24 protein-coding genes are annotated in these 23,188 nt (G+C 57.3%); 9 read left to right on the forward strand and 15 right to left on the reverse strand.

The genetic code is table 11. From position 1 onward, the window contains the following. Positions 1–8: 8 nt before the first annotated feature. The 3 genes from AB5Y86_RS00005 to AB5Y86_RS00015 form a co-directional block, all read right to left on the reverse strand. Positions 9–428 carry a hypothetical protein gene (locus AB5Y86_RS00005; RefSeq protein WP_068982258.1) on the reverse strand — a complete coding sequence of 140 codons (420 nt, stop codon included), beginning with the start codon at positions 426–428 and terminating at the stop codon, positions 9–11. Positions 429–453: 25 nt separating this feature from the next. Continuing rightward, positions 454–2,496 (reverse strand): methyl-accepting chemotaxis protein, encoded by a 2,043-nt coding sequence (locus AB5Y86_RS00010; RefSeq protein ID WP_068982259.1) that lies wholly within the window; start codon positions 2,494–2,496, stop codon positions 454–456. A 297-nt stretch (positions 2,497–2,793) separates the two neighbouring features. Continuing rightward, on the reverse strand, positions 2,794–3,876 hold the full coding sequence (locus AB5Y86_RS00015; protein WP_068982260.1) for an ABC transporter ATP-binding protein: 1,083 nt from the start codon (positions 3,874–3,876) through the stop codon (positions 2,794–2,796). Between the two features lie 559 nt (positions 3,877–4,435). On the opposite strand from AB5Y86_RS00015, the gene AB5Y86_RS00020 reads away from it, so the two are divergent. The 9 genes from AB5Y86_RS00020 to AB5Y86_RS00060 all read left to right on the forward strand — a co-directional run bounded on the left by AB5Y86_RS00020 (position 4,436) and on the right by AB5Y86_RS00060 (position 15,245). After that, complete coding sequence (locus AB5Y86_RS00020; RefSeq protein ID WP_068982261.1) at positions 4,436–5,665, forward strand: extracellular solute-binding protein; 1,230 nt, start codon at positions 4,436–4,438, stop codon at positions 5,663–5,665. 78 nt (positions 5,666–5,743) lie between these two features. Next, entirely contained in the window at positions 5,744–7,048 is a 1,305-nt protein-coding gene (locus AB5Y86_RS00025; RefSeq protein WP_068982262.1) for a carbohydrate ABC transporter permease, read from the forward strand. Positions 7,049–7,060: 12 nt separating this feature from the next. Further along, positions 7,061–7,912 carry a sugar ABC transporter permease gene (locus tag AB5Y86_RS00030; protein WP_068982263.1) on the forward strand — a complete coding sequence of 284 codons (852 nt, stop codon included), beginning with the start codon at positions 7,061–7,063 and terminating at the stop codon, positions 7,910–7,912. Positions 7,913–7,934: 22 nt separating this feature from the next. Beyond that, positions 7,935–9,134: an arabinogalactan endo-beta-1,4-galactanase gene (locus AB5Y86_RS00035; protein WP_368191664.1), complete on the forward strand. Its 1,200-nt coding sequence runs from the start codon at positions 7,935–7,937 to the stop codon at positions 9,132–9,134. A 63-nt stretch (positions 9,135–9,197) separates the two neighbouring features. Beyond that, positions 9,198–11,252 (forward strand): beta-galactosidase, encoded by a 2,055-nt coding sequence (locus AB5Y86_RS00040; RefSeq protein WP_068982264.1) that lies wholly within the window; start codon positions 9,198–9,200, stop codon positions 11,250–11,252. Positions 11,253–11,306: 54 nt separating this feature from the next. Then, entirely contained in the window at positions 11,307–11,654 is a 348-nt protein-coding gene (locus AB5Y86_RS00045; protein ID WP_068982265.1) for a glucose PTS transporter subunit EIIB, read from the forward strand. A 1-nt stretch (position 11,655) separates the two neighbouring features. Then, positions 11,656–12,831 (forward strand): glycosyl hydrolase 53 family protein, encoded by a 1,176-nt coding sequence (locus AB5Y86_RS00050; protein ID WP_068982266.1) that lies wholly within the window; start codon positions 11,656–11,658, stop codon positions 12,829–12,831. A gap of 44 nt (positions 12,832–12,875) precedes the next feature. Then, positions 12,876–14,288, forward strand: a complete 1,413-nt coding sequence (gene pykF / locus AB5Y86_RS00055; protein WP_068982267.1) for a pyruvate kinase PykF — start codon at positions 12,876–12,878, stop codon at positions 14,286–14,288. Positions 14,289–14,996: 708 nt separating this feature from the next. Continuing rightward, positions 14,997–15,245: a S16 family serine protease gene (locus tag AB5Y86_RS00060; RefSeq protein WP_232354360.1), complete on the forward strand. Its 249-nt coding sequence runs from the start codon at positions 14,997–14,999 to the stop codon at positions 15,243–15,245. A 61-nt stretch (positions 15,246–15,306) separates the two neighbouring features. Here the strand turns inward: AB5Y86_RS00060 and AB5Y86_RS00065 are convergent, their stop codons facing one another. From AB5Y86_RS00065 to AB5Y86_RS00120, 12 genes are all read right to left on the reverse strand, one after another. Continuing rightward, positions 15,307–15,651, reverse strand: coding sequence for a type IV toxin-antitoxin system YeeU family antitoxin (locus AB5Y86_RS00065; protein WP_123172552.1), 345 nt, complete (start codon positions 15,649–15,651; stop codon positions 15,307–15,309). A gap of 91 nt (positions 15,652–15,742) precedes the next feature. After that, positions 15,743–16,240 carry a DNA repair protein RadC gene (radC, locus tag AB5Y86_RS00070; RefSeq protein WP_068982369.1) on the reverse strand — a complete coding sequence of 166 codons (498 nt, stop codon included), beginning with the start codon at positions 16,238–16,240 and terminating at the stop codon, positions 15,743–15,745. Between the two features lie 63 nt (positions 16,241–16,303). Further along, entirely contained in the window at positions 16,304–16,609 is a 306-nt protein-coding gene (locus AB5Y86_RS00075) for a hypothetical protein (protein WP_068982368.1), read from the reverse strand. Further along, on the reverse strand, positions 16,602–17,012 hold the full coding sequence (locus tag AB5Y86_RS00080) for a hypothetical protein (RefSeq protein WP_068982367.1): 411 nt from the start codon (positions 17,010–17,012) through the stop codon (positions 16,602–16,604). Before AB5Y86_RS00080 ends, AB5Y86_RS00075 begins: the two co-directional genes overlap by 8 nt. A 9-nt stretch (positions 17,013–17,021) precedes the next feature. Next, the gene (locus AB5Y86_RS00085; RefSeq protein WP_068982366.1) at positions 17,022–17,447 is read right to left on the reverse strand and encodes a DUF2787 domain-containing protein; all 426 of its coding nucleotides are present in this window, start codon (positions 17,445–17,447) and stop codon (positions 17,022–17,024) included. 61 nt (positions 17,448–17,508) lie between these two features. Continuing rightward, positions 17,509–18,087, reverse strand: coding sequence for a lecithin retinol acyltransferase family protein (locus AB5Y86_RS00090; protein ID WP_068982365.1), 579 nt, complete (start codon positions 18,085–18,087; stop codon positions 17,509–17,511). 87 nt (positions 18,088–18,174) lie between these two features. Next, entirely contained in the window at positions 18,175–18,618 is a 444-nt protein-coding gene (locus tag AB5Y86_RS00095) for an IrmA family protein (protein ID WP_068982364.1), read from the reverse strand. 40 nt (positions 18,619–18,658) lie between these two features. Beyond that, positions 18,659–19,102: a hypothetical protein gene (locus tag AB5Y86_RS00100; RefSeq protein ID WP_081326110.1), complete on the reverse strand. Its 444-nt coding sequence runs from the start codon at positions 19,100–19,102 to the stop codon at positions 18,659–18,661. Between the two features lie 75 nt (positions 19,103–19,177). Further along, positions 19,178–19,726, reverse strand: a complete 549-nt coding sequence (locus tag AB5Y86_RS00105) for a recombinase family protein (protein WP_043124758.1) — start codon at positions 19,724–19,726, stop codon at positions 19,178–19,180. A gap of 262 nt (positions 19,727–19,988) precedes the next feature. Further along, positions 19,989–20,957, reverse strand: a complete 969-nt coding sequence (locus AB5Y86_RS00110; protein WP_068982363.1) for a hypothetical protein — start codon at positions 20,955–20,957, stop codon at positions 19,989–19,991. Further along, positions 20,954–21,943 carry a YqaJ viral recombinase family protein gene (locus tag AB5Y86_RS00115; RefSeq protein WP_123172553.1) on the reverse strand — a complete coding sequence of 330 codons (990 nt, stop codon included), beginning with the start codon at positions 21,941–21,943 and terminating at the stop codon, positions 20,954–20,956. Before AB5Y86_RS00115 ends, AB5Y86_RS00110 begins: the two co-directional genes overlap by 4 nt. A 94-nt stretch (positions 21,944–22,037) precedes the next feature. Next, positions 22,038–22,988: a DUF932 domain-containing protein gene (locus AB5Y86_RS00120; RefSeq protein ID WP_123172554.1), complete on the reverse strand. Its 951-nt coding sequence runs from the start codon at positions 22,986–22,988 to the stop codon at positions 22,038–22,040. Between the last annotated feature and the right edge of the window lie 200 nt (positions 22,989–23,188).

The raw sequence follows: 23,188 nt of genomic DNA on the forward strand, positions 1-23,188 counted from the left end.
CCCTGGGATCACCCGGCGGGGGAGACGGTGACCTGGATGTGTTGGGGATCGCGGCGATCCAGTGTGATGCGATACTGGCCGTCGTGGGGCGGGGTGAACTTCATGTCGCTCCACTGCCAGCCGGCCTTGACTACCACCGGTTTGTCCGCCTCGACCTTGACGGCGGGGTCGAACTGGCCATAGCTGGTGTCGGCCTTCCACTTCTCGTCGGCAATCTTGAACTTGTAGGCGCCGTGACTGGCCTGCAACGCCACCTGTACCGACAGCAAGTCTCCTTGCTGGGTCACCAGTTGCTGGTCTGCCGGTGCCTCCCAGTTGTTCATCTCGCCACGCAGGAATAGCGGGCGTGCCAGGGGATCCTCCTCATTGGCCAGCGCGGGCTGGAGGCAGGCAATCAGGGTAGTCAGCAACAGTGTCTTCTTGAACATGGGAGGTCCTCTTTGTGGTGTGTGGTCAGGCACTCTGCAGGGTGAAGCGGCGGGTCAGCGACAGTTGCTGCTGCGAGAGCTGCTGTAACTGGTCGCTGGTCTGTGCCACCCTGGCCAGGGCGCCCTGGTTGTCGTCGGCAATCCGGGCGATGTTGGTAATGTTGCGGGCGATCTCAGCACTGGTCTGCTGTTGCTGCAGGGTCGCGCTGGCGATACGGCTGCTCTGTTCGGCCACTTGCTGCAGCGCCTTGGATAGTTCTGCCAGGGTGGCGCAACCTGCATCGCTATCGGTGCGGCTCTGGGCCATCGCGTCGTGGCAGCGCAGCATGGTGGCGACCGCGCCGCGGGTGCTCTGCTGCAGATCGTCGATGATCCCCTGGATACGAGTGGTGGAGTCTGCGGTGTGGTGTGCCAGCTGACGCACCTCGTCGGCCACCACGGCAAAGCCACGCCCCTGTTCGCCGGCGCGGGCCGCCTCGATGGCGGCGTTGAGGGCCAGCAGATTGGTTTGTTCCGTGATGCGCCCGATCAGGGCAAGGATTTCACCGATGTTGACGCTCAATGTCTGCACCTGCTCCACACTGCGGCGTGATTGCGCCAACTCGTCAGCCAGTTGCTGCAGCCGTTTGCCGGTCGCAGCCCCACGCAGGCTGGCGGCGTGGGCTGCCGCAGCTATGTTGCCGAGTGTCTGCTCGGTCTGGCCAATACTCCCGGCAACCTCGCGAACCGAGTAGTCCATCTCCTCCATGGCGCTACAGACCCCTGTGGTCTCGTTGCGCTGTTCGCCGATGGCAAGCTGTGCGTGATGCTGGGCTTGCTGGTTCTGGCCGGCCATGCGGCCGAGCGCGTCGGCCGCATGAACTATCTGACCGAGCATGCCGCTCATCTCGTCGGCCAGGGCATTGATGCCGATGGCAAGCTGGCCAAACTCGTCGTGGCGCAGCAGCGGTACGCGTTTGCGCATGTCTCCCTGGCTCAGTGCCTTGAGGGTGGTGAGGATATGGTGCAGCGGCTGGCGGATGGCGTGCACCAGGTGCCACAGCACCAGGGCGCCGAGACCGAGAGAGAGCAGCAGGCCGGCGCACAGCCCGAGGCGTAGCCAGAGCAGAATGGCGCCGCTGCCGGCGGTGCTCTGGTGAAGCTGCTCGTCGATTGCTCCGTCAAGTTCGCTCAGCTCGCCTAGCAGACTGTCGATGAAACGGCTGGCTTGTGCGCTTTGGTTGCGAAGCATGATGCTTTGCTCGACCAGTGACAGGTGGCGGGCCAGCAAGCTGTCTGGACCACTTAGCAGGGTTGCGAGGGTATCGAGCCGTGCCCCTGTGCTACGTTCCAGGCTTAGGGTTGCGCCGAAAGCATCTTCTTGGCCTGCAAGCTGGCGCTCCAGCTCCTTGCGCAGATCTGTCATCTGCTTATTGGCCCGTTCATTGATGGCTAAGCGTGCCGCAATAGGAGCCGGGTCTTGCTGCTTGAGGATCTCCTGAGTAGCACTGACTTGCTGTTCCAGGTTCGCCAGCAGACGATTCTTGAGCAATGCGGCAGGATGGCTACCCAGAGGGGCAAGCAGTACATCGAGGGCACTGGCAAATTGGCGCGCCGTGCTGCCGAGGCGGGTGTCGGCAGCCAGCTTGCTCTGTTCGAGGCGGTTGTGGGCATAGTCATCGACCAGTTGTTGGGCCAGTTGCCAGTAGGCGGCCTGTTGCTCGCGCAGGCTATCGACGCGCTTACTCTGCTTTGGTTCCCCTGCTATCTGCCTAGCCAGGATGTTTAGGTCCTGCTCGAAGTGTGCTTGCCATTGCTGCATCTGCTGACGTGCTGCATCCAGATCCTCATCTCTGGTCTGCAGTAATGCGTTGCCCAGATGGCGGTCAAGCGTGAACAGATCGCGAGTCACGGCGCGGCTTTGTACCAGGGTTGGAGCAGTATGGCTGGCAAGTGTCCCTACCTGGTCGGCCAGCCGCTGGCCGGCGTAGAGGGAGAGGGCTACGGAGAGCAGCAGTAGCAACAGGATGACGGCAAAGCCCAGCGCCAGGCGCTGGATGATGGAAAGGTGACGGGTACGTAATTTCATGGTATCGATTACATGTGGTATTGAGCCAACCCGGCCTGATGGCAGAAGTGATAAGTCATCTATTATCAGTGTCTTACTTTAGTGAAAAATAAGGCTTTGATAAGACAGGGCACCTGAATCTGATTTCTGTGTAACTTTTTCACTATTATGTGAATCTTTTACACTCTTTCTCGGTACCCTTGTACGGGATTTGTCCTGGGTTGCGAGCCCGCTCTCATTTTGTGTCCTGCGCCCGGGAATAAAAAAAGCCCCCGACTGGGCGGGGGTAAAGTGGATCGGGGCATGCAGTAGCCCTATTTAGCGGCTGATCCTGAGCCCTTCGGCATTGAAAACAAGGCAATTTTGCGGGGCAAAGAAAACATCCATCTTCTGGTACGGATGAAACTCCCCATCCCCTGCCAGCAGCAGCTTGAAGCCGTCGGTGCCGCAGCACTGGCCGAACAGATAGGTGCTGTTGCCAAGACGCTCCACTACCTCGCAGGTAAAGGCGAGGTGGATCCCCTCTGCGCCCGGCACCACATGCTCGGGACGCAGGCCAAGGGAGATCTCGCTGCCCGGCTCGAGTCGCTCGGTGAGGATGGGCAGGGTGAGCTCCTGCTGGCCGGCTACCCTGACCCGGATCTGCTCCGGGCTCCAGGCCAGAACGCTGGCTGGCAGGAAGTTCATCTTGGGTGAGCCGATGAAACCGGCCACGAAACGGTTGCAGGGCTTGTAGTAGAGCTCCATTGGCGAGCCGACCTGTTCCACCTTGCCATAGTTCATCACCACTATCTTGTCGGCCAGGGTCATGGCCTCCACCTGGTCGTGGGTCACGTAGATCATGGTGGTCTTGAGTTCCTGATGCAGCTTGGCGATGTGCAGGCGCATCTCGACACGCAGCTCGGCATCGAGGTTGGAGAGTGGCTCGTCAAACAGGAACACTTTGGGGTTGCGCACAATGGCACGGCCGATGGCAACCCGCTGGCGCTGGCCGCCGGAAAGCTGCTTGGGTTTACGGTCGAGCAGATGAGAAAGCTGCAGAGTCTTGGCCACCATGCTGACCTGGTGGGCAATTTCCTCTTTTGGCACCCCATTGACCCGCAGGCCATAGCCCATGTTCTCCGCCACCGTCATGTGGGGATAAAGCGCATAAGACTGGAACACCATTGCCACCCCGCGATGAGCTGGGGCCACATCGTTGACCACTTGTTCATCAATGGCAATGTGGCCGTCCGATATCTCTTCCAGGCCTGCGATCATCCGCAGTAGGGTGGATTTGCCACAACCGGAAGGACCGACGAAGACGGTGAACTCACCGTCTTCTACATCCAGGTTGACGTTATGCAAGGTCACGTTGCTGCCAAAACGCTTGACCACATTGTTCAATCTGATACTCGCCATGAGCTTTAACTCCTTGATAGTAAATGCATTAGCTGCAGAGTCTCGAAGTAGTCAGCCCCTGCTGCGGCTTTTTTGCCCTGGGAGGGAGAAGGGGTTTCACACCGTTTCACTCTGTGGCTTTAAGGGGACTATATCAGTCAGGTGTAAGCGGTTGCACAAAATGCTGTTTCTTTTGTGCATGAGATCACAGCCTTGATATGTGCTACTAGCAGGCAGGGCAAGCACAGCTTACCGTAGAGTCATTCGGTGTAATCGTTACCTTTTTTCTGTTTAAGTGCACACCTGGAAGGCGTGCCAAGCAAGAATCAAGAGATAGAGCGAATTGATCCGGATCTGATGTATAGGGTTAAAGCATTTATTTATCATGATCTTAGTTAAGTTGGTGTGTGCGACTGCGATTTCCGACTTAACCGGTATGTAATCAAGATAAATTCTTAATTACACAATAACCGGTAAAAAATGCCACAAGTTACACTGGCTTGATGAAATTGTAACATTCACCTCACCTAGATGCTCGGCTAAGGCCTGTTTTCACCTGAGTTAGGGACAAGGAAATCATATGAAAATCAATAAATTGACCGTTTCAATGCTGTTGTCTTTGGGCGTGATGGGGCTGGGGCAGGTTGCCCGTGCCGCCGATGGCGAGCTGCTGGTGTGGGAAGACATCAAGAAATCCAATGGCATCGAAGAAGCGGTCAAGGCATTTGAAGCCAAGCACAACGTCAAGGTGAAAATCCTCGAAACGCCCTATGCCCAGCAAATAGAGAAACTGCGCCTGGATGGACCGGCCGGTATCGGTCCGGATGTGCTGGTACTGCCCCATGATCAGGTTGGCACCGCCGTGGTACAGGGGTTGATCAGCGAAATCAAGCCAAGTGCCGACTATCTGGCAGGTTTCACCAAGCCTGCTGTAGACGCCCAGACCTATGAAGGCAAGCTCTATGGCCTGCCCAAGGCAGTCGAGACCATCGTCATGGTCTACAACAAGGATCTGCTGCCCAAGGCACCGGAAAGCTTCGACGAGCTGATCAAGGCTTCCCAGACCCTGCGCGCAGAGAACAAATACGGCCTACTCGCCAAGTTTGACGAGATCTATTACTCCTACGGCGTAGTGGCAGCCATGGGGGGCTACATCTTCGGCCAGAACCCCAACGGTTCACTCAACGTCAAGGATGTTGGCCTGGCTAACCAGGGGGCAGTCGACGGGGTCACCTTCCTTAAGCGCTTCTATACCGAAGGGCTTTTCCCTGCTGGCATTGTCGGTGAGACCGGTGCAAACGCCATCGACTCTCTGTTTACCGAGAAGAAGGCGGCGGCTGTTATCACAGGACCTTGGTCGTTCCAACCTTACAAGGATGCCGGTGTGAATTATGGCGTCGCCCCGCTGCCGACACTGCCCAATGGCGAACACATGCGTTCCTTCCTCGGCGTGAAGGGGTACAGCATTTCAACCTATTCCAAGCAGAAAGAGCTGGCACAGCAGTTTATCGAGTTCATCAATCAGCCTGAGTACGCCAAGGTCCGCTTCCAGAAGACCGGTGAGATCCCGCCGCTCAAGGCGTTGATCGACGATCCGCTCATCAAGGACGACGAGAAATCCCGGGCCGTAGCCATTCAGGCTGGCTTCGCCATCCCGATGCCAAGTGTGCCCGAGATGCAGGAGGTGTGGACCCCGGCCAACAGTGCACTGCAGCTCGGTGTGACCGGCAAGCAGGATGTCAAGGCGGCTCTGGACGGCGCGGTCAAGAACATCAACATGCAGATCGAAGTCAATCACGCACAGCAATAACAACAGTCGAGCTCCGGCTCGATTCGGGCCGGGCGGCATCAGTGGTCGCCCGGGCTCTTAATGGAAAGGAGGTAAATTGTGGTTGTCGATTCCGAATCGTTCACCCAGATCGGTACAAGAACCCATCATGCCAAGGTTGCCGCGCTGCTCTCGCTGATACCGGGACTCGGACAGTGGTATAACCGGCAGTGGGTCAAGGGCACCCTGTTTTTCATCGTCATGGTTTGCTTCTTCGGCGTATTCCATGACTTCCTGTCCCAGGGCTTCTGGGGCCTGTTCACCCTCGGCACCGAGTTGCCGCGGGACAACTCCGTCTTCCTCCTGGCCAAGGGGGTCATCAGCGTACTGGTGGCCATCTTTGGTTGTGCTTTCTACTACTGGAGTATCCGCGACGCCTATATCAACGGTGATCGCCGCGATCGTGGCGTGGCCCTGACAAGTGTGCGCAAGCAATACCAGTTGCTGCTGAGCGAAGGATTCCCGTACCTGATGATCACCCCGGGCTTCATCCTGCTGGTGTTCGTGGTGGTGTTTCCCATCATCTTCGGCTTCTCCATCGCCTTCACCAACTACGATCTCTACCACACCCCGCCGGCCAAGTTGGTGGACTGGGTGGGGATGAAGAACTTCATCAACATTTTCAAGCTCGATCTGTGGCGATCGACCTTGCTTGACGTGCTGCAGTGGACCGTGATTTGGACACTGATCGCCACCACATTGCAATGCTCTGTCGGGGTGCTGCTGGCGATCCTGGTCAATCAGAAGGATCTGCGCTTCAAGCCGCTCATCCGCACCATCCTTATCCTGCCGTGGGCCGTGCCCGGTTTTGTCACCATTCTGGTGTTCGCCGGCATGTTCAACGAAACCTTTGGCGTCATCAATAACGGTATTCTGGCTTCTCTGGGTATTGACCCCAAGGCATGGATGACAGATCCCTTCTGGACCAAGACGGCCCTCATCCTGATGCAGACCTGGCTTGGCTTCCCGTTCGTCTTCGCCATGACCACTGGGGTGTTGCAGGCTATCCCGGATGATCTCTACGAGGCGGCCACCATCGACGGTGCCAGCACATGGCACAAGCTGACCACCATTACGCTGCCCCTGGTGCTGTATTCGATCGCTCCGATCCTCATCACCCAGTACACCTTCAACTTCAACAACTTCAACATTATTTACCTGTTCAACAACGGGGGACCTGCGGTGGCCGGTTCCAATGCTGGCGGCACCGACATCCTGGTCTCCTGGATCTACAAGCTGACCATGTCGTCATCCCAGTATGCGATTGCGGCGAGCATCACCATTCTGCTCTCCATCTTCGTGGTCGGCATTGCCCTGTGGCAGTTCCGTGCGACCAATTCGTTCAAGCAAGACGACATGGTGTAAGGAGAGCCAGCCATGAGTGCCAAACACAGTCTGAAAAAGAGTAATGCCATCCGCCTGACCCTAAGCTATTTGCTGCTGGCTATGGTTGCGGTGGTCATCATCTACCCCCTCATCTGGACGGTAGGGGCATCCCTCAACCCGGGCAGCAGTCTGCTCAACACCTCGATCATCCCGGAAAACTTCTCCTTTATTCACTACCAGGAGCTGTTTGATGGACGCATCGACTATGCCGCCTGGTACTGGAACTCGATGAAGATCAGCTTCCTGACCATGGTGCTGACCCTCATCAGTGTCAGTTTCACCGCCTATGCCTTCTCGCGCTTTCGTTTCCGCGGGCGGCAAAACGGCCTGATGCTGTTCCTGCTGCTGCAGATGGTGCCCCAATTCTCGGCCCTCATCGCCATCTTCGTGCTGGCCCAGATGCTCGGCCTGGTCAACAGCCACCTGGCATTGGTGCTGGTCTACGTGGGTGGCATGATCCCGATGAACACCTATTTGATGAAGGGTTACCTCGACGCCATCCCCAAGGATCTCGACGAGTCGGCGCGCATGGATGGGGCTGGCAACTTCCGCATCTTCATCGAGATCATCATGCCGCTCTCCAAGCCCATCATCGCGGTGGTAGCACTGTTCTCCTTCACTGGTCCGCTCGGTGATTTCATCCTGGCCAGCACCATATTGCGTACCCCGGATCAATTCACTCTGCCTATAGGTCTTTACAACCTGGTCGCCCAGAAGATGGGAGCCAGCTACACCACCTACGCGGCGGGGGCTGTGCTCATCGCGGTACCGGTGGCCATCTTGTACCTCTCCTTGCAGAAGTACTTCGTTTCCGGTCTTACCGCAGGTGGGACCAAGGGTTAATTCGTTAAACAGGACGTTCGACATGAAAATCAAGAAGACGCTGGTGATGGCGGCGCTGCTCGCCACCGGCATGTTGGGCATGCAGACCCAAGTCATGGCCGTCGAGAGTGCAGTGGTGCAACCAGTGGCGGTACCGCAAGCCTTCATCAAGGGGGCCGATGTATCCATGCTGGCCGAGGTGGAGAAGTTTGGCGGCAAGTTCTTCGATGCCAGCGGCAAGCAACAGGACGCCATGGCCATCCTCAAGGAGAACGGTTTTAACTACATTCGCCTGCGCCTGTGGGTGGATCCCAAGGATGCAGACGGTAAGCCTTACGGCGGCGGCAACAACGATCTGGCTGCAACGATAGAACTTGCCAAACGTGCCAAGGCGCACGGCATGAAGTTCCTGCTCGATTTCCACTACAGCGACTTCTGGACCGATCCGGGTCGTCAGAACAAGCCCAAGGCGTGGCGTGATATGTCGGTCGAGCAGTTGGCGGATGCGGTCTATGCCCACACCAAGGAGAGCATGGATGCCCTGGCCAAGGCTGGCGTGGTGCCTGACATGGTGCAGGTCGGCAACGAGATCAACGGCGGCATGCTGTGGCCAGAGGGCAAGAGCTGGGGCCAGAACGGTGGCGAGTTTGATCGCCTGGCGACTCTGCTCAAGGCCGGCGTGCGTGCGGTGAAAGAGCACGGCAAGGATATCAAGGTGATGTTGCACCTGGCTGAGGGTACTAAGAATGACACCTTCGTCTGGTGGTTTGACGAGATTGCCAAGCGCGAGGTGCCTTTCGATATCATCGGGCTCTCCTTCTACACCTACTGGAATGGTCCCATCAGCGCCCTCAAAGCCAACATGGATGACATCAGTAAGCGCTATGGCAAGGATGTGATCGTGGTCGAGGCCGCCTACGGCTACACCACGGACAACTGCGACAACGCCGAGAATAACTTCACCGCCAAAGAGGCGAGCGACGGTGGTTACCCGGCCAGTGTACAGGGGCAGGCCGATTTCCTTCGCGATCTTATCAAAAGCGTGGTGGCGGTACCGGATGGGCGTGGCAAGGGCGTCTTCTACTGGGAGCCTGCCTGGCTGCCGACGCAGGGCGCGACCTGGGCAACCAAGGCCGGTATGAAGTACAACAACGACGACTGGAAAGAGGGCAATGCCCGGGAGAACCAGGCGCTGTTTGACTGCTCCGGCCATGTGCTTCCCTCGATCAAAGTATTCAACTGACCCGGTTTCAACCGATAGGGCGGCCGGCCATGGCCGGCGCCCCCTCGTCTTAGGAGATGTGTGATGTTCAAGTTTTCCCCGCTCAGTGAACGGGTGCCCGCCCTGTTGCATGGCGCTGACTACAACCCGGATCAGTGGCTGGACGACCCTCAGGTGTTCGAGCGAGATCTCGAGATGATGAAGCAGACCCATTCCAATGTGATGTCGGTCGGTATCTTCAGTTGGTCTTCCCTGGAGCCGGAGGAGGGGCGCTATGAGTTTGGCTGGCTCGATACTGTGATCGATCGCCTGAACGAGAACGGCGTGTCGGTCTTCCTCGCCACCCCGAGCGGTGCCCGCCCTGCCTGGCTTTCCCAGCGCTATCCCGAGGTGCTGCGGGTCAGCAAGGAGCGGGTCAAGGCGCTGCACGGTGGTCGTCACAATCACTGCATGAGCTCGCCTGTCTATCGTGAGAAGGTACGTGCCATCAACGGCGCTCTGGCCGAGCGCTATGGTCGTCATCCAGGTGTTATCGCTTGGCACATCTCCAACGAGTACGGTGGCGAGTGCCACTGTGAGCTATGCCAGGGGCGCTTCCGTGACTGGCTCAAGGCACGCTATGGCAGCATAGAAGCACTAAACCACGCCTGGTGGAGCAGCTTCTGGAGCCACACCTACACCGACTGGTCACAGATCGAATCCCCGTCACCTATCGGGGAAAGTTCGATCCACGGCCTCAACCTCGACTGGAAGCGTTTCAACACCGCTCAGGTGAGCGACTTCTGCGCCGAGGAGATCAAACCCTTGAAGGCGGCCAACCCGAGCCTGCCGGCCACCACCAACTTCATGGAGTACTTCTACGACTATGACTACTGGCAGTTGGCCAAGGTGATCGATTTCATCTCCTGGGACAGCTACCCCCTGTGGCACAACAGTGGCGATGACTCGACCCTGGCAGCCTACACCGCCATGTATCACGACCTGATGCGCACCCTCAAGGGAGGCAAGCCCTTCTTCCTGATGGAGTCGACCCCGAGCCTGACCAACTGGCAGCCCATCAGCAAGCTCAAGAAGCCAGGGATGCACATACTCACCTCCTTGCAGGCGGTGGCCCACGGCTCCGACTCGGTGCAGTACTTCCAGTGGCGCAAGAGCCGTGGTTCGGTCGAGAAGTTCCACGGCGCCGTGGTCGATCACGTTGGTCACATCGACACCCGGGTCGGCCGCGAGGTTCAGGCTCTCGGCGAGATCCTGGCCAAGTTGCCTGAGGTTGCAGGCAGCCGCGTCGAGGCGAAAGTGGCCATCATCTTCGACTGGGAGAGCCGTTGGGCCATGGACAACGCCCAAGGCCCGCGCAATGCCGGTCTCTTCTACGAGAAGACGGTGGCCGATCACTACCGCCCCTTCTGGGAAGCAGGGGTGGCGGTGGATGTCATCAATGCCGACTGCGCGCTCGATGGTTATGACCTGGTTATCGCCCCCATGCTCTACATGGTGCGCGATGGCTTTGCCGAACGGATCGATGCCTTCGTCAAACGAGGCGGCCAGTTTGTCACCACTTACTGGAGCGGCATTGTCAACGAGACCGATCTCTGTCACCTGGGGGGCTTCCCCGGGCCGCTGCGCCCTGTCCTTGGGATCTGGGCAGAGGAGATAGACAGCCTCTATGACGAGGAACGTAACGCCGTCTCGGGTCTTGCCGGCAACGAGGCCGGACTCTGTGGCCCTTACGAGGTGACCCACCTGTGCGATCTCATCCATTTGGAGGGTGCGAGGTCCTTGGCCAACTATGACGGCGACTTCTATGCCGGGCGTCCGGCGGTGACGGTCAACGAACACGGGGCAGGGCGTGCCTACTATGTCGCCTCGCGCAACAATCTGGCATTCCAGCGCGACTTCTTCGGACACCTCATCGATACCCTGGCACTGCCGCGCGCCCTGCCGGCCTTGCCGGATGGGGTCACCGCCCAGTGTCGCACTGACGGTGAGCAGGTGTTCGTGTTCGTGCAGAACTTCGCCAACGCCGAGCGCCTAGTCACGCTGCCGGGTGGTCACAGCGACATGGTGAGCGGCGAGGTGTTGGGCGACTCGCTGGTGATGCCGCCGTTTGGCTGCCGGGTGTTGCGTCGCGCCTGTTGATCGCGGGGCGGAGCCAGTGGCTTCGCCCTCTTTTTTCACGTTTAGGAGGTTCAAATGGTCAAGATGCAGGACTTTAAACGGCTGTTCGCCGCCGCCCTCGGCCACAAGGGGGAGAAATCAGCCGAGGCACCGCTCTCCGGGCTGGACGAAGCAGCCATCACCGCGCTCATCGCTGCCTTTGGTGGGCGCGACAACATCGTGGGCTTTGACGCCTGCCTGACCCGGCTGCGGGTCAGGGTCAATGCCTTGCAGCCGGTCGACAGCGAGGCGCTGCAGCGTCTCGGCGCCATCGGCGTCATCATCATCGGCGACGAGGTGCAGGCCATCTTCGGCAAACGCTCGGACAACCTGCGTCGTGAGCTCGGTCAGTGGTTCGAGCTGCACGAGCCGGAGCAGCACTAGGATGCACCCCCCGCTGAGCTGGCCACTGCTGGTCATGCTAGGTGCCCTCAGCGCCGGGGCTGGCGCCGCCCCCCACAACCTGGCCATCCGCGGGGCGGATGTGTCCACTCTGGCCGAACTCGAGCGCCTCGGCGTGCACTATCAAGACGGAACGCGGCAGGGGGAACTGCTGACCCTGATGCGCGAGCGCGGTCTCAACCTGGTACGCCTGCGGTTGTGGGTCGATCCCCACTCCGCCAAAGGGGAACCCTTTGGCGGTGGCAACAACGATCTGGGAAGGGTGATTGCACTGGCACAGCGCAGCCGGGCCCTCAACCTACCCTGGTTGCTCGATCTTCACTACAGCGACTTCTGGGCCGACCCCGGCAAGCAACACACGCCACGCGCCTGGCTGGGCAAATCGGACGCCGACCTGGCAGCGGTGCTGCATGATTACAGTGCCACCGTCATGCGCCGCCTGCGTGAGGCTGGGGTGCCACCGCAGATGGTGCAGGTCGGCAACGAACTCAATAATGGCATGCTGTGGCCGCAGGGGCGACTGCACCGGCGGGAAGAGGCCGAGTTCGACCGTCTGGCTCAGCTGCTCAAGGCGGCTATCGCCGGGATCCGTGCTGGCAGCGAGGGGGGGAGCCCCCCGCGCCTGATACTGCATCTGGCCGAAGGGGGCGATGAGGCACAGTGTCTGCGCTGGTTCAAGGCGATGCAGGCGCGGGATGTGCCGTTCGATCTGGTGGGTCTCTCCTTCTACCCCTACTGGCACGGATCCTTGGGTGACCTCTCGCGCACCATGAACAGCCTGGCTACCCAAATCAGGCGCCCACTCCTGGTGGTCGAGACCGCCTATGGCCACGACACCGTCAACCAGGACGCAGTCCGCAATGCCTTCGGCGAGCAAGAAGCCGCGCGCGGCGGGTTTGCCGCGACGCCCGAGGGGCAACTGGCGTTTCTCGATGCCCTGCGTGCCGCTATCGCAGCTGTGCCGGATCGGCTCGGACTCGGGTTTGTCTACTGGGAGCCTGGCTGGATCCGGGTCCCCGGCGACAGCTGGGCCAGTCATGCCGGCATGACATTCCTCGGGATAGACGAACCCCTCGGCAATGGCTGGGAGAACCAGGCCCTGTTTGATCGGGAGGGCAGAGGACTGCCGTCGCTGGCCGCCTTCGCCCGGACCCGCTGACTATTTCACGTTAAAGAGATGACAACAGCACCATGAAGACTGACATGAAAAAGACCAAAATCGTCTGCACCATCGGTCCCAAGACCGAATCCAAAGAAATGCTCGGCAAGATGCTCGACGCCGGCATGAACGTCATGCGCCTGAACTTCTCTCACGGTGATTACGAAGAGCACGGCACCCGTATCCGCAACCTGCGTGAAGTGATGGCCGAAACCGGCAAACACGCAGCCATCCTGCTGGATACCAAGGGTCCGGAAATCCGTACCATGAAGCTGGAAGGTGGCAACGATGTCTCTCTGGTTGCCGGCCAGACCTTCACCTTCACCACCGACCAGACCGTGGTTGGCAACAAAGACAAGGTCGCCGTGACCTACGCCGGCTTTGCCAACGACCTGCGTGTCGGCAACCGCATCCTGGTGGATGACGGCCTGATCGGTCTGGACGTCATCGAAATCACCGAACGTGAAGTCATCTGCAAGGTGCTGAACAACGGTGATCTGGGCGAGAACAAGGGCGTCAACCTGCCGGGCGTCTCCATCAAGCTGCCGGCCTTGGCCGAGAAAGACAAGCGTGACCTGATCTTCGGTTGCGAGCAGGGCGTGGACTTCGTTGCCGCCTCCTTCATCCGCAAGAAAGAAGACGTGCTGGAAATCCGTGAGCACCTGAAGGCCCACGGTGGCGAGGCCATCCAGATCATCTCCAAGATCGAAAACCAGGAAGGCCTGGACAACTTCGACGACATCCTGGCTGTCTCCGACGGCATCATGGTTGCTCGTGGCGACATGGGTGTGGAAATTCCGGTTGAAGAAGTGATCTTCGCCCAGAAGATGATCATCACCAAGTGCAACAAGGCACGTAAAGTGGTCATCACCGCCACCCAGATGCTGGATTCCATGATCAAGAACCCGCGTCCGACCCGCGCCGAAGCCGGTGACGTGGCGAACGCCATCCTGGATGGCACCGACGCCGTCATGCTGTCTGGCGAATCCGCCAAGGGCAAGTACCCGCTGGAAGCCGTGACCATCATGGCCACCATCTGCGAGCGTACCGACGCCGTGATGCCGTCCAACCTGTCTGCTGCCAACGACAGCAACAAGCTGCGCATCACCGAAGCCGTGTGCAAGGGTGCGGTCGAGACCTCCGAGAAGCTGGACGCCCCGCTGATCGTGGTTGCCACCGAAGGCGGCAAGTCTGCCAAGGCCATTCGCAAGTACTTCCCGAAAGCCTGGATCCTGGCCATCACCACCAACAAGAAGACTGCTGCCCAGCTGGTCCTGACCAAGGGTGTGGTTGCTCACGTGGTTGACAGCATCGCCTCCACCGACGATTTCTATCGCATCGGCAAAGACGCAGCGCTGCAAAGCGGCATGGGTCTGAAGGGTGACGTGGTCGTCATGGTCTCCGGTGCCTTGGTACCGAGCGGCACCACCAACACCGCCTCCGTGCACATGCTCTGAGCTGGAGTCGAGTCTTTCTAGTCCCATACTAGACTTAAATATTATTAGCTAACTTTAGCTACTCAGAACCCGCGATGCTCCATATCGCGGGTTCTTTATTTCAAGAGGGGGTACGCATATGTTATAAATATGCGCTATCTTACCGCCTTGATATCACTGCAGAAAACGTGGTGTACCACCTTTCCATCTTCTGCGGGGCACTTCCATTTTACCTATGCTTCTGAAGAGCTCATACATCACAGTCAGTAGCATTTCATCAAACTTGAGCAAATAGTTCAGCACATTATGCAATAGCAGATGACGTTCTTCTAAGTCATCGTGATACACCATGCTAATATCGTATATTCCCTACTCCTCAAACTTATTCCTATACGTATTACAGTTGTAATATGTTCTGGGTGCACTGCTCAGTGATTTCCAGCCTTTGCCTAATCGACGCCAAAGGTTAATATCAGTGACGGCGTATCATTTGTGGGCACGGATGGCGCCAGATAACGGCAGGCATGCGACCTCTTGGTTGGGTTCCAATACGCCAGCGAAGGAGGCGATCCGGGTCGGTTTCGATTACTTCAAAGGCAACCTGAATCGGGTCAGCGCAACAGCCAAGTTCTCCGAGCATGAGTACCATTTGCATGTGGTCGAGCTACATAACTCCTGCCCCAGCACCAAACCAGTCTGGCCGCGCTGGTAGCGTTTTGTTCCATTCTGATGGGCAAGCCGGTGCAGGAGCAGATGGTAGTGCTGGGTGACATGACGCTAGGCGGTGTGGTCAATCCGGTTGAGGATTTGGCTGGCAGTCTGCAACTGGCAATGGACAGTGGCGGAAAACGGGTATTGTTGCCGATGGCGTCAGCCTCGGATATTCCAACCGTACCGGCGGAGATCTTCTCCAAGTTTCAAATCAGCTTTTATGCTAATCCGGTAGATGCCGTCTACAAGGCATTAGGGGTTCAGTAGTCAGCCAAAAAAAAAGAAGTATCAGGTAGGGTGAGCTACATGCTCACCCTCTGCCTCAGATTCATATTTTCGCGGCTTGAACACTACTGCATTCCTGCCGGTAGACATCCAGATAGAGATATCCGTAGCTGGCTTTGGGATTAGCCAGACACACCCATTCCCCTTGCTGCAACGTCACCAATTTATCTTGGTCACTCAGTAGTTCTCCTTGTTGAAAGAGCTTTCTAAGGCGCTCAATAAAACTCGGTATAACGGTATCAATGTCGGTGAGCCATTGCTCGTCAGCATCGCCATAGACGCCGCAGCGATCCCAAAGCAGGGAAACCCTGCTTCGTTCAACAATTGCACGTGCGCCAAAACGTGGCTGAACTTGGGTGTGTAATCCCCAACTCCCTATGGTTCGCATTTTCTGTGTACTCCTAATGATGGTAAGTCGTTGTAGAGCTCACTGCTGGCTATGCCTTCTTCCTCCATGGGCCCCCTGACCGGCGTGGCAGTTACAAATTTCCTCGTTCTGCCAGCGACACCACACCCTCAGTACCGACGACCAGATGATCCAAAATCCGGATATCCACTAGTGCCAAGGCATTCTGCAGGCGCAGGGTGATCTCGATATCTGCCCGGCTGGGTTCCGGGTATCCCGACGGGTGGTTATGCACCAGTATCAGAGCGGCAGCATTGTGGTGCAGTGCCCGCTTGACGACATCGCGAGGGTAGACGGTCGCAGCGGACAGAGTGCCAAGGAACAGCTCCTCGTAGGCCAGGATCCGGTGTTGGTTATCGAGGAACAGTGCTGCAAACACTTCGCGGTCTCGTGTTTGCAGCAGCCCTTGCAGCGCTTGTTGTGCCAGGTATTTATCGGTGAGAGCTGTGCCCTTGGCGAGTTTCTGGCGGGCAACGGCTTGGGCGATGGTGAGCAGGTCATCGTCGGTGACAAGGTCAGTCACCCGGTAGGTGCCGGGGGTTTCCCCGGCGATCAGTTTGTGATGCAACATGATTGTGCTCCATACACCATCGTCCCACCGCGTTGGATGCGGCAGGGTTGGCGAGGTAGTTGGTTAATGGGTTACTGAATGGGGGGTGACTGCAGACTTGGTTGGCGGTGTTCTGGCCGCCAGGGTGTGCGGGGTGTAGTCGTGCAGCGGAATGTGGTAACTGGTGGCGAGCAAGTTACCTACCTGTGTTAGCCAGTAGTGATCCAAGTGATCGCACAGCCATTGCGCCAGTGCATCACCCCGTTCGTTTTCATAGCGCAGGTAGAGGGCGTAACCGTCTACCGGCTGGCTTTGGTCATGCACTGCTTCAATCTGACCATCATGCTCAAGATAAGCCTCCAGCTCGATGGCGAGCACGGCGTTAATCATCTTCGGTCTCCTTGTCAGGGATGGGGTCACTCGCCACGGCATAGCCGCGATGGATGCAGATGCGTTGCAGGTCGGCCAGAAAGTTGGCCAGTACGCGAGGTTGCTCGGTGAGCGGGACTGGTCCTGCCTGGCAATGCCAGAAACAGCGACGTTCGGGGTCGATGCAGATTTCATCCCTCGGCCGGCTCATGGTGTGCCAGTCCTCAGCATTGGTGAGGGAGATCAGTTGCCACTGCACGCCAGACCAACGGACCTGCAGGGTGACGGTGCGGATGTGTGGACTATCCGGTGTCAGGTGCAGCAGCCATCGCTGACTACTGCGGGTGGGGGGTATCTTGGCGTTGGCGGCAACTTGTCCCAACCACTGACGTGAGTAGTGGGAGAGCGCTAATTCTTGGCTCATCGTGTCCTCCTAATCTCCTGCGACGGTGACGCTGAAGCATTCCAACCGGCAGTAGGCAATGAAGTTGCTCTGCCAGATGCCGAACAACTCCCGCGCCTCAGCCAGCCGCAGCGGTCCCCAGCCCAACATGGTGTGTTCCCCATCGAGGAAGTTGAAATCGAGCTCCTTGCAGAGCTCAGCATCTTGGCCCGGCCCCTGGTAGCTGAAGTCGGTGACGTAATCGAACAGCCAGCCATCAAGCCCACGGATCAGGCGGATCTCGACCGGGTGTACGCCGCCTTGCTCGGCGCTGTAGCCGGGATTGCGAAAGTTGAAGGTCAGTTGGGTTAAGCGATCGATATTGAGCTCGGTTTTAGCGATTTCCTGGTTGAGCAGAACTAGCAATGCTTGGGCTACGGGCAGGGCAAAGCCGTCCCGGAAAAAAGGAATGGTCATGGTGTTTCCTCATTGAGTTCCAGCAGGAGAGCGCCCCTGCGTTTTGCTTTGAAGTGATGGGTCAGTCGTTTAACCAATCCCACAGTTTGCTGACGCCATAGGCTGCGACGGCGCCCACGGCAAGGGGGGCTAACAACGGGGCGGTGGCAATACCGGTCACCGATACTACCGTTGCAGCAGCGCCACTACCTCCCGCAGTTGTGGCTAGGGTGCTGGCAGCAAGTCCAGCCGTTGCACTGGTGGCAGCCTTGCTTAACGTGTGACGAGCGACTTCGGCAGCCACCACCGTTGCTACAGCGGTCTGCAGCAGCTTGGGGGGATGCTGAATCCCTTCAATACACCAAGTGACAAACAGCTCACTGTTGGCAAACGGCTGGCCCTGCTCTCCTTCACTGAGTCGGGCGTAAGCCCGTGTCAGGCTTTCCTCTCGACTGAACAGGCGTTGAGTATGGGGTTTGACTTCAATAGCGCAGTGCAGACTGAATTGAGCCAACGAGGTCAGCGTCAGTTGGCCTGAATGCTTTCCTGAAGCGGATGGTAGACAGTGAATGATCTGGTCATGGCCAACAAAGATGCCATGATGGTGGCCTTCAGACTGTGGTGTTACCAAGTGATCGCCGATAATGAAATGTCGTGTCATGGGGTGATGATCCTCATCAAGAGTTGGAAATGAAAAAGGGCGTCACCATTACGGTGACGCCCTTTGGCTTTGTTTTTCCTGAGCGGGCTAATTGCCGCCCAAGGTTATCTTCAGTGGTTGATGAAACTGGGGGGTGAAGGTGGAAACAGGTAGCCGAGTGACTTGGTTGTGAGCGAGCACCTCGGTCGCCTGAATAATGGCGATGGACTTGGCCTGCTCTACCTGGGCGCAATCCACTTCTGTAAAGCCGCCACCATAACGAGTAGCGGAACTCCCACCGAATGGCTCAACCTCCAGCGTTGACTCGGCCAGCGCTTTGCCCTTTTTGTCATTAAACTGCAGCGTGATATACAACCGCCCAAACTCATCGGCTCCCCCACTATCTAAAGAGAAGTGATACGCGCAGACGCCCTGGTTGGCGTAGACGGTGTCGGTGTGCTGGATAGAGAGATAACGTTGTTCTTGGGCACTGCAGGCGATGGCCGAGAATATCAGCGTGGAGGCCAATAAATACCGATGTATGTCTTTCATAGAAATCCTCGTGACAATTACTTTCTCTTAAACCACTTAGTTATTTACGCCCAAGGTATCTGAATATTTCTTTGCCATTGTAAAAGCCAACCAGGTCTTCCTCATTCTTATACTTCTTATTTGGTTGAAATTTGACAACAGTGCCAGGTCGACACATATCTTTCAGTGAAATATTGAATTTTTCATCAGGCGTAACTGTGTAACCAATGGCAATTTTCTGTGGGGAGCCCGCAGTGGCGATCCAGCCCCACATGCCTGCTTCACACTCACCGAAGGGCTGACTGCGAACAATGACCATTGAAAGATTACTGATTTCAGTTGCGATACATTTTCTATTTAACTTCAAATGGGCGTTACACCAAAATGGTTTCCCTGTTTTGTCCTGCACTAGTGCAGGCAGAAAGCCTGTGAACGGCTCTGCTGCCCGTAGTGATAGACTTCCAGACATAAGCGTTAGTAGTAAGCAGAATGTCAGCTTTTTCATTTTTTATCTCACCGAATAACTATTATTAAATAGAGGCGTATGGCTATCACTAGGAACGGTAAACCACACTACTTTTCAGTTGCTCTGAGATCTGAGTATGCGTTGTACGCTGGAGATACTGATCCCCGTGCGCTTGGCAATTTCAGATCTTGGTAATCCTTTGGCAACCAGTGCAAGAACTTCATTACCTTTTGCCATTGCAGTAGGCTTACGCCCCTTATAGGCACCTCGGCGCTTGGCTAACTCAATACCTTCAGCTTGCCGCTCCAACATCAATTCTCGTTCAAAGGTTGCGATAGCACCGATCATGGTGAGCATTAACTTGCCGGTAGGCGTTGAGGTATCAATCCCCAGATTTAATATCCGCAATGCAACTTGCTTGTGTTGTAGAAATTCTGATATCTCCAATAGGTGACGAGTATTACGAGCCAGACGGTCCAGCTTGGTAACCATCACCACATCCCCCTCCTTCACATAATCCAAGAGGAGAGCAAGTTGTGGCCTATCATCACTGGCACCGCTAACCTTCTCTTGGAAAACCTTATTGCATTCGGCCAGCGCTCGAAGCTGGACTTCAAGGCTCTGACCTCCCGTACTAACACGTGCGTAACCTACCAGTGCCATGGTCTCCTCCCGGTCAATAGGGCAAGGTACACTGACCCCCATGGTCAAAAGTCTCGAAGAGACCTTCTTGACCTGAAAATGGAGGAAAATAGATGAAATGAGTGCCGATTTCGTGAGTGTCACTAGGGCTTGATCTATTGACTCCAAACTAGCGATGGAGAGAAATAACGGGACGCTTTGTGATAAACGTCCCGTCGTGATGGGTAGCAGAATAATGTGCTACTGATTGATTTGATTGGATGTAACAAGATGCCAACGTAAGTTATTGGCTTTGTGGCTCAGGCGTAGGTGGTGAAGAGGCCGCGTTTTTACCCAGTTTACTGGTCAGGGGCGAGGAACGAGGGTTGAGGCGTTTTGGTGCTGTTACGGTTGCCAAAGGCTGTGAGGTGGAAGATGACGCTATTATTGCTGGCTCAGGATAAAACTCCTCCAGCAGCATCGGCACCTCTTCATCGATATCCTCAAACTGGCCGTTACGCAGCAGCTCGCGAGCAGCCTGCTCCATCTGCTCAATGGCGAGCCCCGCTTCTTGGTCACGCTGGGCGGCCTCCTGTGCGAGCCTGACTGCCTCGGTCAGGTTGGTTTCCTCCCGCAAGGTTAAATCCACGTAGTAGACCGGGGTGCGGTAGGACTGGGCAGTGCTCTTGGCTCGCAACCGCAGGGTGAGCGGCAGATAGCGGGTATGGCCCCCGCTCACTGCCTCCAGGTACTTCAGTCGCGCCGCCAGGGTGCGTACCGAGTTGTAGCCGGTGGTGCGGAAGATAAAGCTGCCCAGCTCATCCCCTTGCCCCTCCACAAACAGGTTCAGTCGCCCGTACAGCTTGCAGCCCTGTTGCCCGGCAAAAGCGCAGCGCTCAGGTCCCTGGCAGCTGACCTCCTCCATGCCTTGCGCCCCGACGCGTCTTGCCACCTCCCCATTCCCGACACAGAGCGGCCTGCCGGTTTGCCGGTCAAACGCGCTGTATTCCGCCCGCAGATTCAGGTCGCTATCGTTGAACAGCACCCGCACCGGAATGGCGCGGATCTTGGTCTGCTCCTGCCCTTGGTTATTCTTTTGCGCTGAGTAGTGTTGATGCAGGGGATGGAGCAACCATCCCCCCTTTTGTTGTATCTGGGTGGTGAGGGTGAAGCTGTCATCCTTCTCCGGCACCCACTTATCCTGTTTTTGCACCAGCTTGCCGATGCAGATCCGCCCGATCACGGGCGGGGTGATCGCCAGTCCTTTGATCATGGTGTTTGCCTCAAGGGTTGAATGGTGAAACGGCGTACGCCGGGCACCGGTTTGACGTAGAGGGTGAGCAGGTCGGGATGATCCCGTCCGAGCTTATCCAGATCCGGTGCCAGCCGGTCTTTGCTGCGCTTCCAGGTGATCTTGCCGTCGGCAAACAGCCCGGCTGTCGCTTCACCCAAAGTGGCTTGCAGCCGCTGTTTGAGTTGTGACTCCTGCAGTTCGACCGTTTCTTTCTGCTCACGCAAACGCAGTAGCTCGCCAAACATCTGGTTGAACTCGGGGGAATCGGAGAGATCCACCGTCTGGCCATCATCGCGGGGGAAGAGCCAGCTCAGGGCATTGGCGGCATCACTGGATCCGTCAGGCTCTGGCTGCTGGTCTTGTTGCACCATCTGCCAGAACTGTGCTTCCCGCTCGGTGAGATCCTGGATCTTCTCCTCATCGCGCTTGATGCGGTAAATCCGGAAATCCTGGCCACCGATCAGCACTGCCACCTCAGCCCAGGCATGGCCGGTAACAGCCAGCTGATGCAGTACCTGACACTGGTAAGCCACCGGCACTCCTTCCTCCCACTGGGGAGCGCTGTGATAGCTGGCAGTTTTGATCTCCAGAATGCCAGGCCCATCGGGGTGGCCGACTACCTCCCGATCGAGGTTGGCGAGCATGAAGGGTTGCTCGGGGTGTTGCAGCACCGCATTGACTCGGCGCACCTTGTAACCGGTGCGTTTGGCGTAGACCTGTGCCAACACAGGTTCCAGCTCAATGCCCCACAGCACCGCTTCCTTGTGGGAGATATCTTCCGGCTCCTTGCGACCGGTCTTCTCCAGCCACAGACTGAGCGGGCATTTGTAGGGAGATAGCCCCACTGCCACGGCGGCATCGGAGGAGCCAATGCCGAGTTTGCGGATAGCGAGCCACTGCTCGCGGGTTAATTGGGTAGTGGAGGCCAGCCGCAGGGCCTGGCCGTATTTGGATTTTGCTTTCATGACGACTCCTTGTTAACGGCATAAATGGCTACGCCCGGATTGGCTTGCGCCAGTCCGGGTGAGGTCGTTATGCGGTTTGAATAGGGAAGAGGAATTACTGCAGCAGGGTAAGGGCTTGGTTCAGGGCTTGGGATTTGAGTTGGGCTCCCTGACCGAACCAGGCGGAATCGAGTCGATGGTCCTGACTGCGAGCACGGCGGTGGTGATCGACATATTCCGTGACAGCATTAACCAGCCCCCAGGCGGTATTGCGGGAGCTGACAAGTTCTGAGCCCATGCCTGCGCCCTGATAGAGCTCATGCAGCCGTTGTACCGGCTTGGTGAGGATGATGTTCTCCTCATCCAGCGGTTGCGCCAACAGGTCGCTGAAAAAGCGCAGCGCCTCTTCGGGGGCGACGGGCCGCTGTGCCAGCGCCTTGGTCTGCGCCTTAAATTCATCCCAATGAGAGAGCCCCAGCCCGAGCGACTCTTTGACGGCAGCGGCATCGAACTGAGTAGAGTGGGGCACCTTGATGGCACCGGTAGCACCGCGCAGTGCCATCTGTAGGGTGTTGTTGCAGACTACCCGCAGCGAGGTGAACTGCGCCGTGGTGCAGAGCGTGCCGTCGCAGCTGGTCGCCAGCAGCAGATAGGACTTTACCAAGTCATTGCCTTTGAGTTTTAGATCCTGGCCGGTCTTAGCGAGTGCCCACAGCTTGCGGCCGCCTTTGAGCGAGCCTGCGGTCTCCAGCTCAAAGCCTCCGGCTTCCACCAGGTCTTGATAGAAATGCAGCACCTCGTGAGGCTGTACCACGTTGTAGCGACTTGAGACCACCGATAGGGGGGCGAGGGTATCGGAGCGATACAGCACCTTGCTGTCGCTGTAGGGGCGGATATGCAGTGCATCGGAGGCGACGTTAAACATCACGTCGCTCTGCTCGATGGTCCAATCCATCCCAGCTGCTTGCAGCCAGATATCGAGAGATTGCTGTGGGGGCAAGACATTGCCAAGGCCATGCCAGGGCGTTTGACCGGTGTAGGCCATTGTGTCGATCAGGTGAGCCATGAGAAATCTCCAATGAAAAAGGGACTGCACAGAGCAGTCCCTTGGGTAGGTTCATGGAGATAATATATATCTGAAATCAATTCAAATGAGACCTGTTGGCTTCTCTGGTTTCTAGCTATGGAATGCGCGCTGTGGCTGCACTGTGGTGTACAAATTGAAAGGTGGGACTCAAAAGGAAGTAAGGAGGGATCAGGGAAAGA

This window comes from Aeromonas sp. s8 (assembly GCF_040907785.1).
Lineage (GTDB): Bacteria > Pseudomonadota > Gammaproteobacteria > Enterobacterales > Aeromonadaceae > Aeromonas > Aeromonas veronii.

Bases quoted from the DNA above. Each gene is read 5' to 3' on its own strand.
- AB5Y86_RS00005 (WP_068982258.1), bottom strand. From the start codon at position 428: ATGTTCAAGAAGACACTGTTGCTGACTACCCTGATTGCCTGCCTCCAG.
- AB5Y86_RS00010 (WP_068982259.1), bottom strand. From the start codon at position 2,496: ATGAAATTACGTACCCGTCACCTTTCCATCATCCAGCGCCTGGCGCTG.
- AB5Y86_RS00015 (WP_068982260.1), bottom strand. From the start codon at position 3,876: ATGGCGAGTATCAGATTGAACAATGTGGTCAAGCGTTTTGGCAGCAAC.
- AB5Y86_RS00020 (WP_068982261.1), top strand. From the start codon at position 4,436: ATGAAAATCAATAAATTGACCGTTTCAATGCTGTTGTCTTTGGGCGTG.
- AB5Y86_RS00030 (WP_068982263.1), top strand. From the start codon at position 7,061: ATGAGTGCCAAACACAGTCTGAAAAAGAGTAATGCCATCCGCCTGACC.
- AB5Y86_RS00035 (WP_368191664.1), top strand. From the start codon at position 7,935: ATGAAAATCAAGAAGACGCTGGTGATGGCGGCGCTGCTCGCCACCGGC.
- AB5Y86_RS00040 (WP_068982264.1), top strand. From the start codon at position 9,198: ATGTTCAAGTTTTCCCCGCTCAGTGAACGGGTGCCCGCCCTGTTGCAT.
- AB5Y86_RS00045 (WP_068982265.1), top strand. From the start codon at position 11,307: ATGGTCAAGATGCAGGACTTTAAACGGCTGTTCGCCGCCGCCCTCGGC.
- AB5Y86_RS00050 (WP_068982266.1), top strand. From the start codon at position 11,656: ATGCACCCCCCGCTGAGCTGGCCACTGCTGGTCATGCTAGGTGCCCTC.
- pykF (WP_068982267.1), top strand. From the start codon at position 12,876: ATGAAAAAGACCAAAATCGTCTGCACCATCGGTCCCAAGACCGAATCC.
- AB5Y86_RS00060 (WP_232354360.1), top strand. From the start codon at position 14,997: ATGGGCAAGCCGGTGCAGGAGCAGATGGTAGTGCTGGGTGACATGACG.
- AB5Y86_RS00065 (WP_123172552.1), bottom strand. From the start codon at position 15,651: ATGCGAACCATAGGGAGTTGGGGATTACACACCCAAGTTCAGCCACGT.
- radC (WP_068982369.1), bottom strand. From the start codon at position 16,240: ATGTTGCATCACAAACTGATCGCCGGGGAAACCCCCGGCACCTACCGG.
- AB5Y86_RS00075 (WP_068982368.1), bottom strand. From the start codon at position 16,609: ATGATTAACGCCGTGCTCGCCATCGAGCTGGAGGCTTATCTTGAGCAT.
- AB5Y86_RS00080 (WP_068982367.1), bottom strand. From the start codon at position 17,012: ATGAGCCAAGAATTAGCGCTCTCCCACTACTCACGTCAGTGGTTGGGA.
- AB5Y86_RS00085 (WP_068982366.1), bottom strand. From the start codon at position 17,447: ATGACCATTCCTTTTTTCCGGGACGGCTTTGCCCTGCCCGTAGCCCAA.
- AB5Y86_RS00090 (WP_068982365.1), bottom strand. From the start codon at position 18,087: ATGACACGACATTTCATTATCGGCGATCACTTGGTAACACCACAGTCT.
- AB5Y86_RS00095 (WP_068982364.1), bottom strand. From the start codon at position 18,618: ATGAAAGACATACATCGGTATTTATTGGCCTCCACGCTGATATTCTCG.
- AB5Y86_RS00100 (WP_081326110.1), bottom strand. From the start codon at position 19,102: ATGAAAAAGCTGACATTCTGCTTACTACTAACGCTTATGTCTGGAAGT.
- AB5Y86_RS00105 (WP_043124758.1), bottom strand. From the start codon at position 19,726: ATGGCACTGGTAGGTTACGCACGTGTTAGTACGGGAGGTCAGAGCCTT.
- AB5Y86_RS00110 (WP_068982363.1), bottom strand. From the start codon at position 20,957: ATGATCAAAGGACTGGCGATCACCCCGCCCGTGATCGGGCGGATCTGC.
- AB5Y86_RS00115 (WP_123172553.1), bottom strand. From the start codon at position 21,943: ATGAAAGCAAAATCCAAATACGGCCAGGCCCTGCGGCTGGCCTCCACT.
- AB5Y86_RS00120 (WP_123172554.1), bottom strand. From the start codon at position 22,988: ATGGCTCACCTGATCGACACAATGGCCTACACCGGTCAAACGCCCTGG.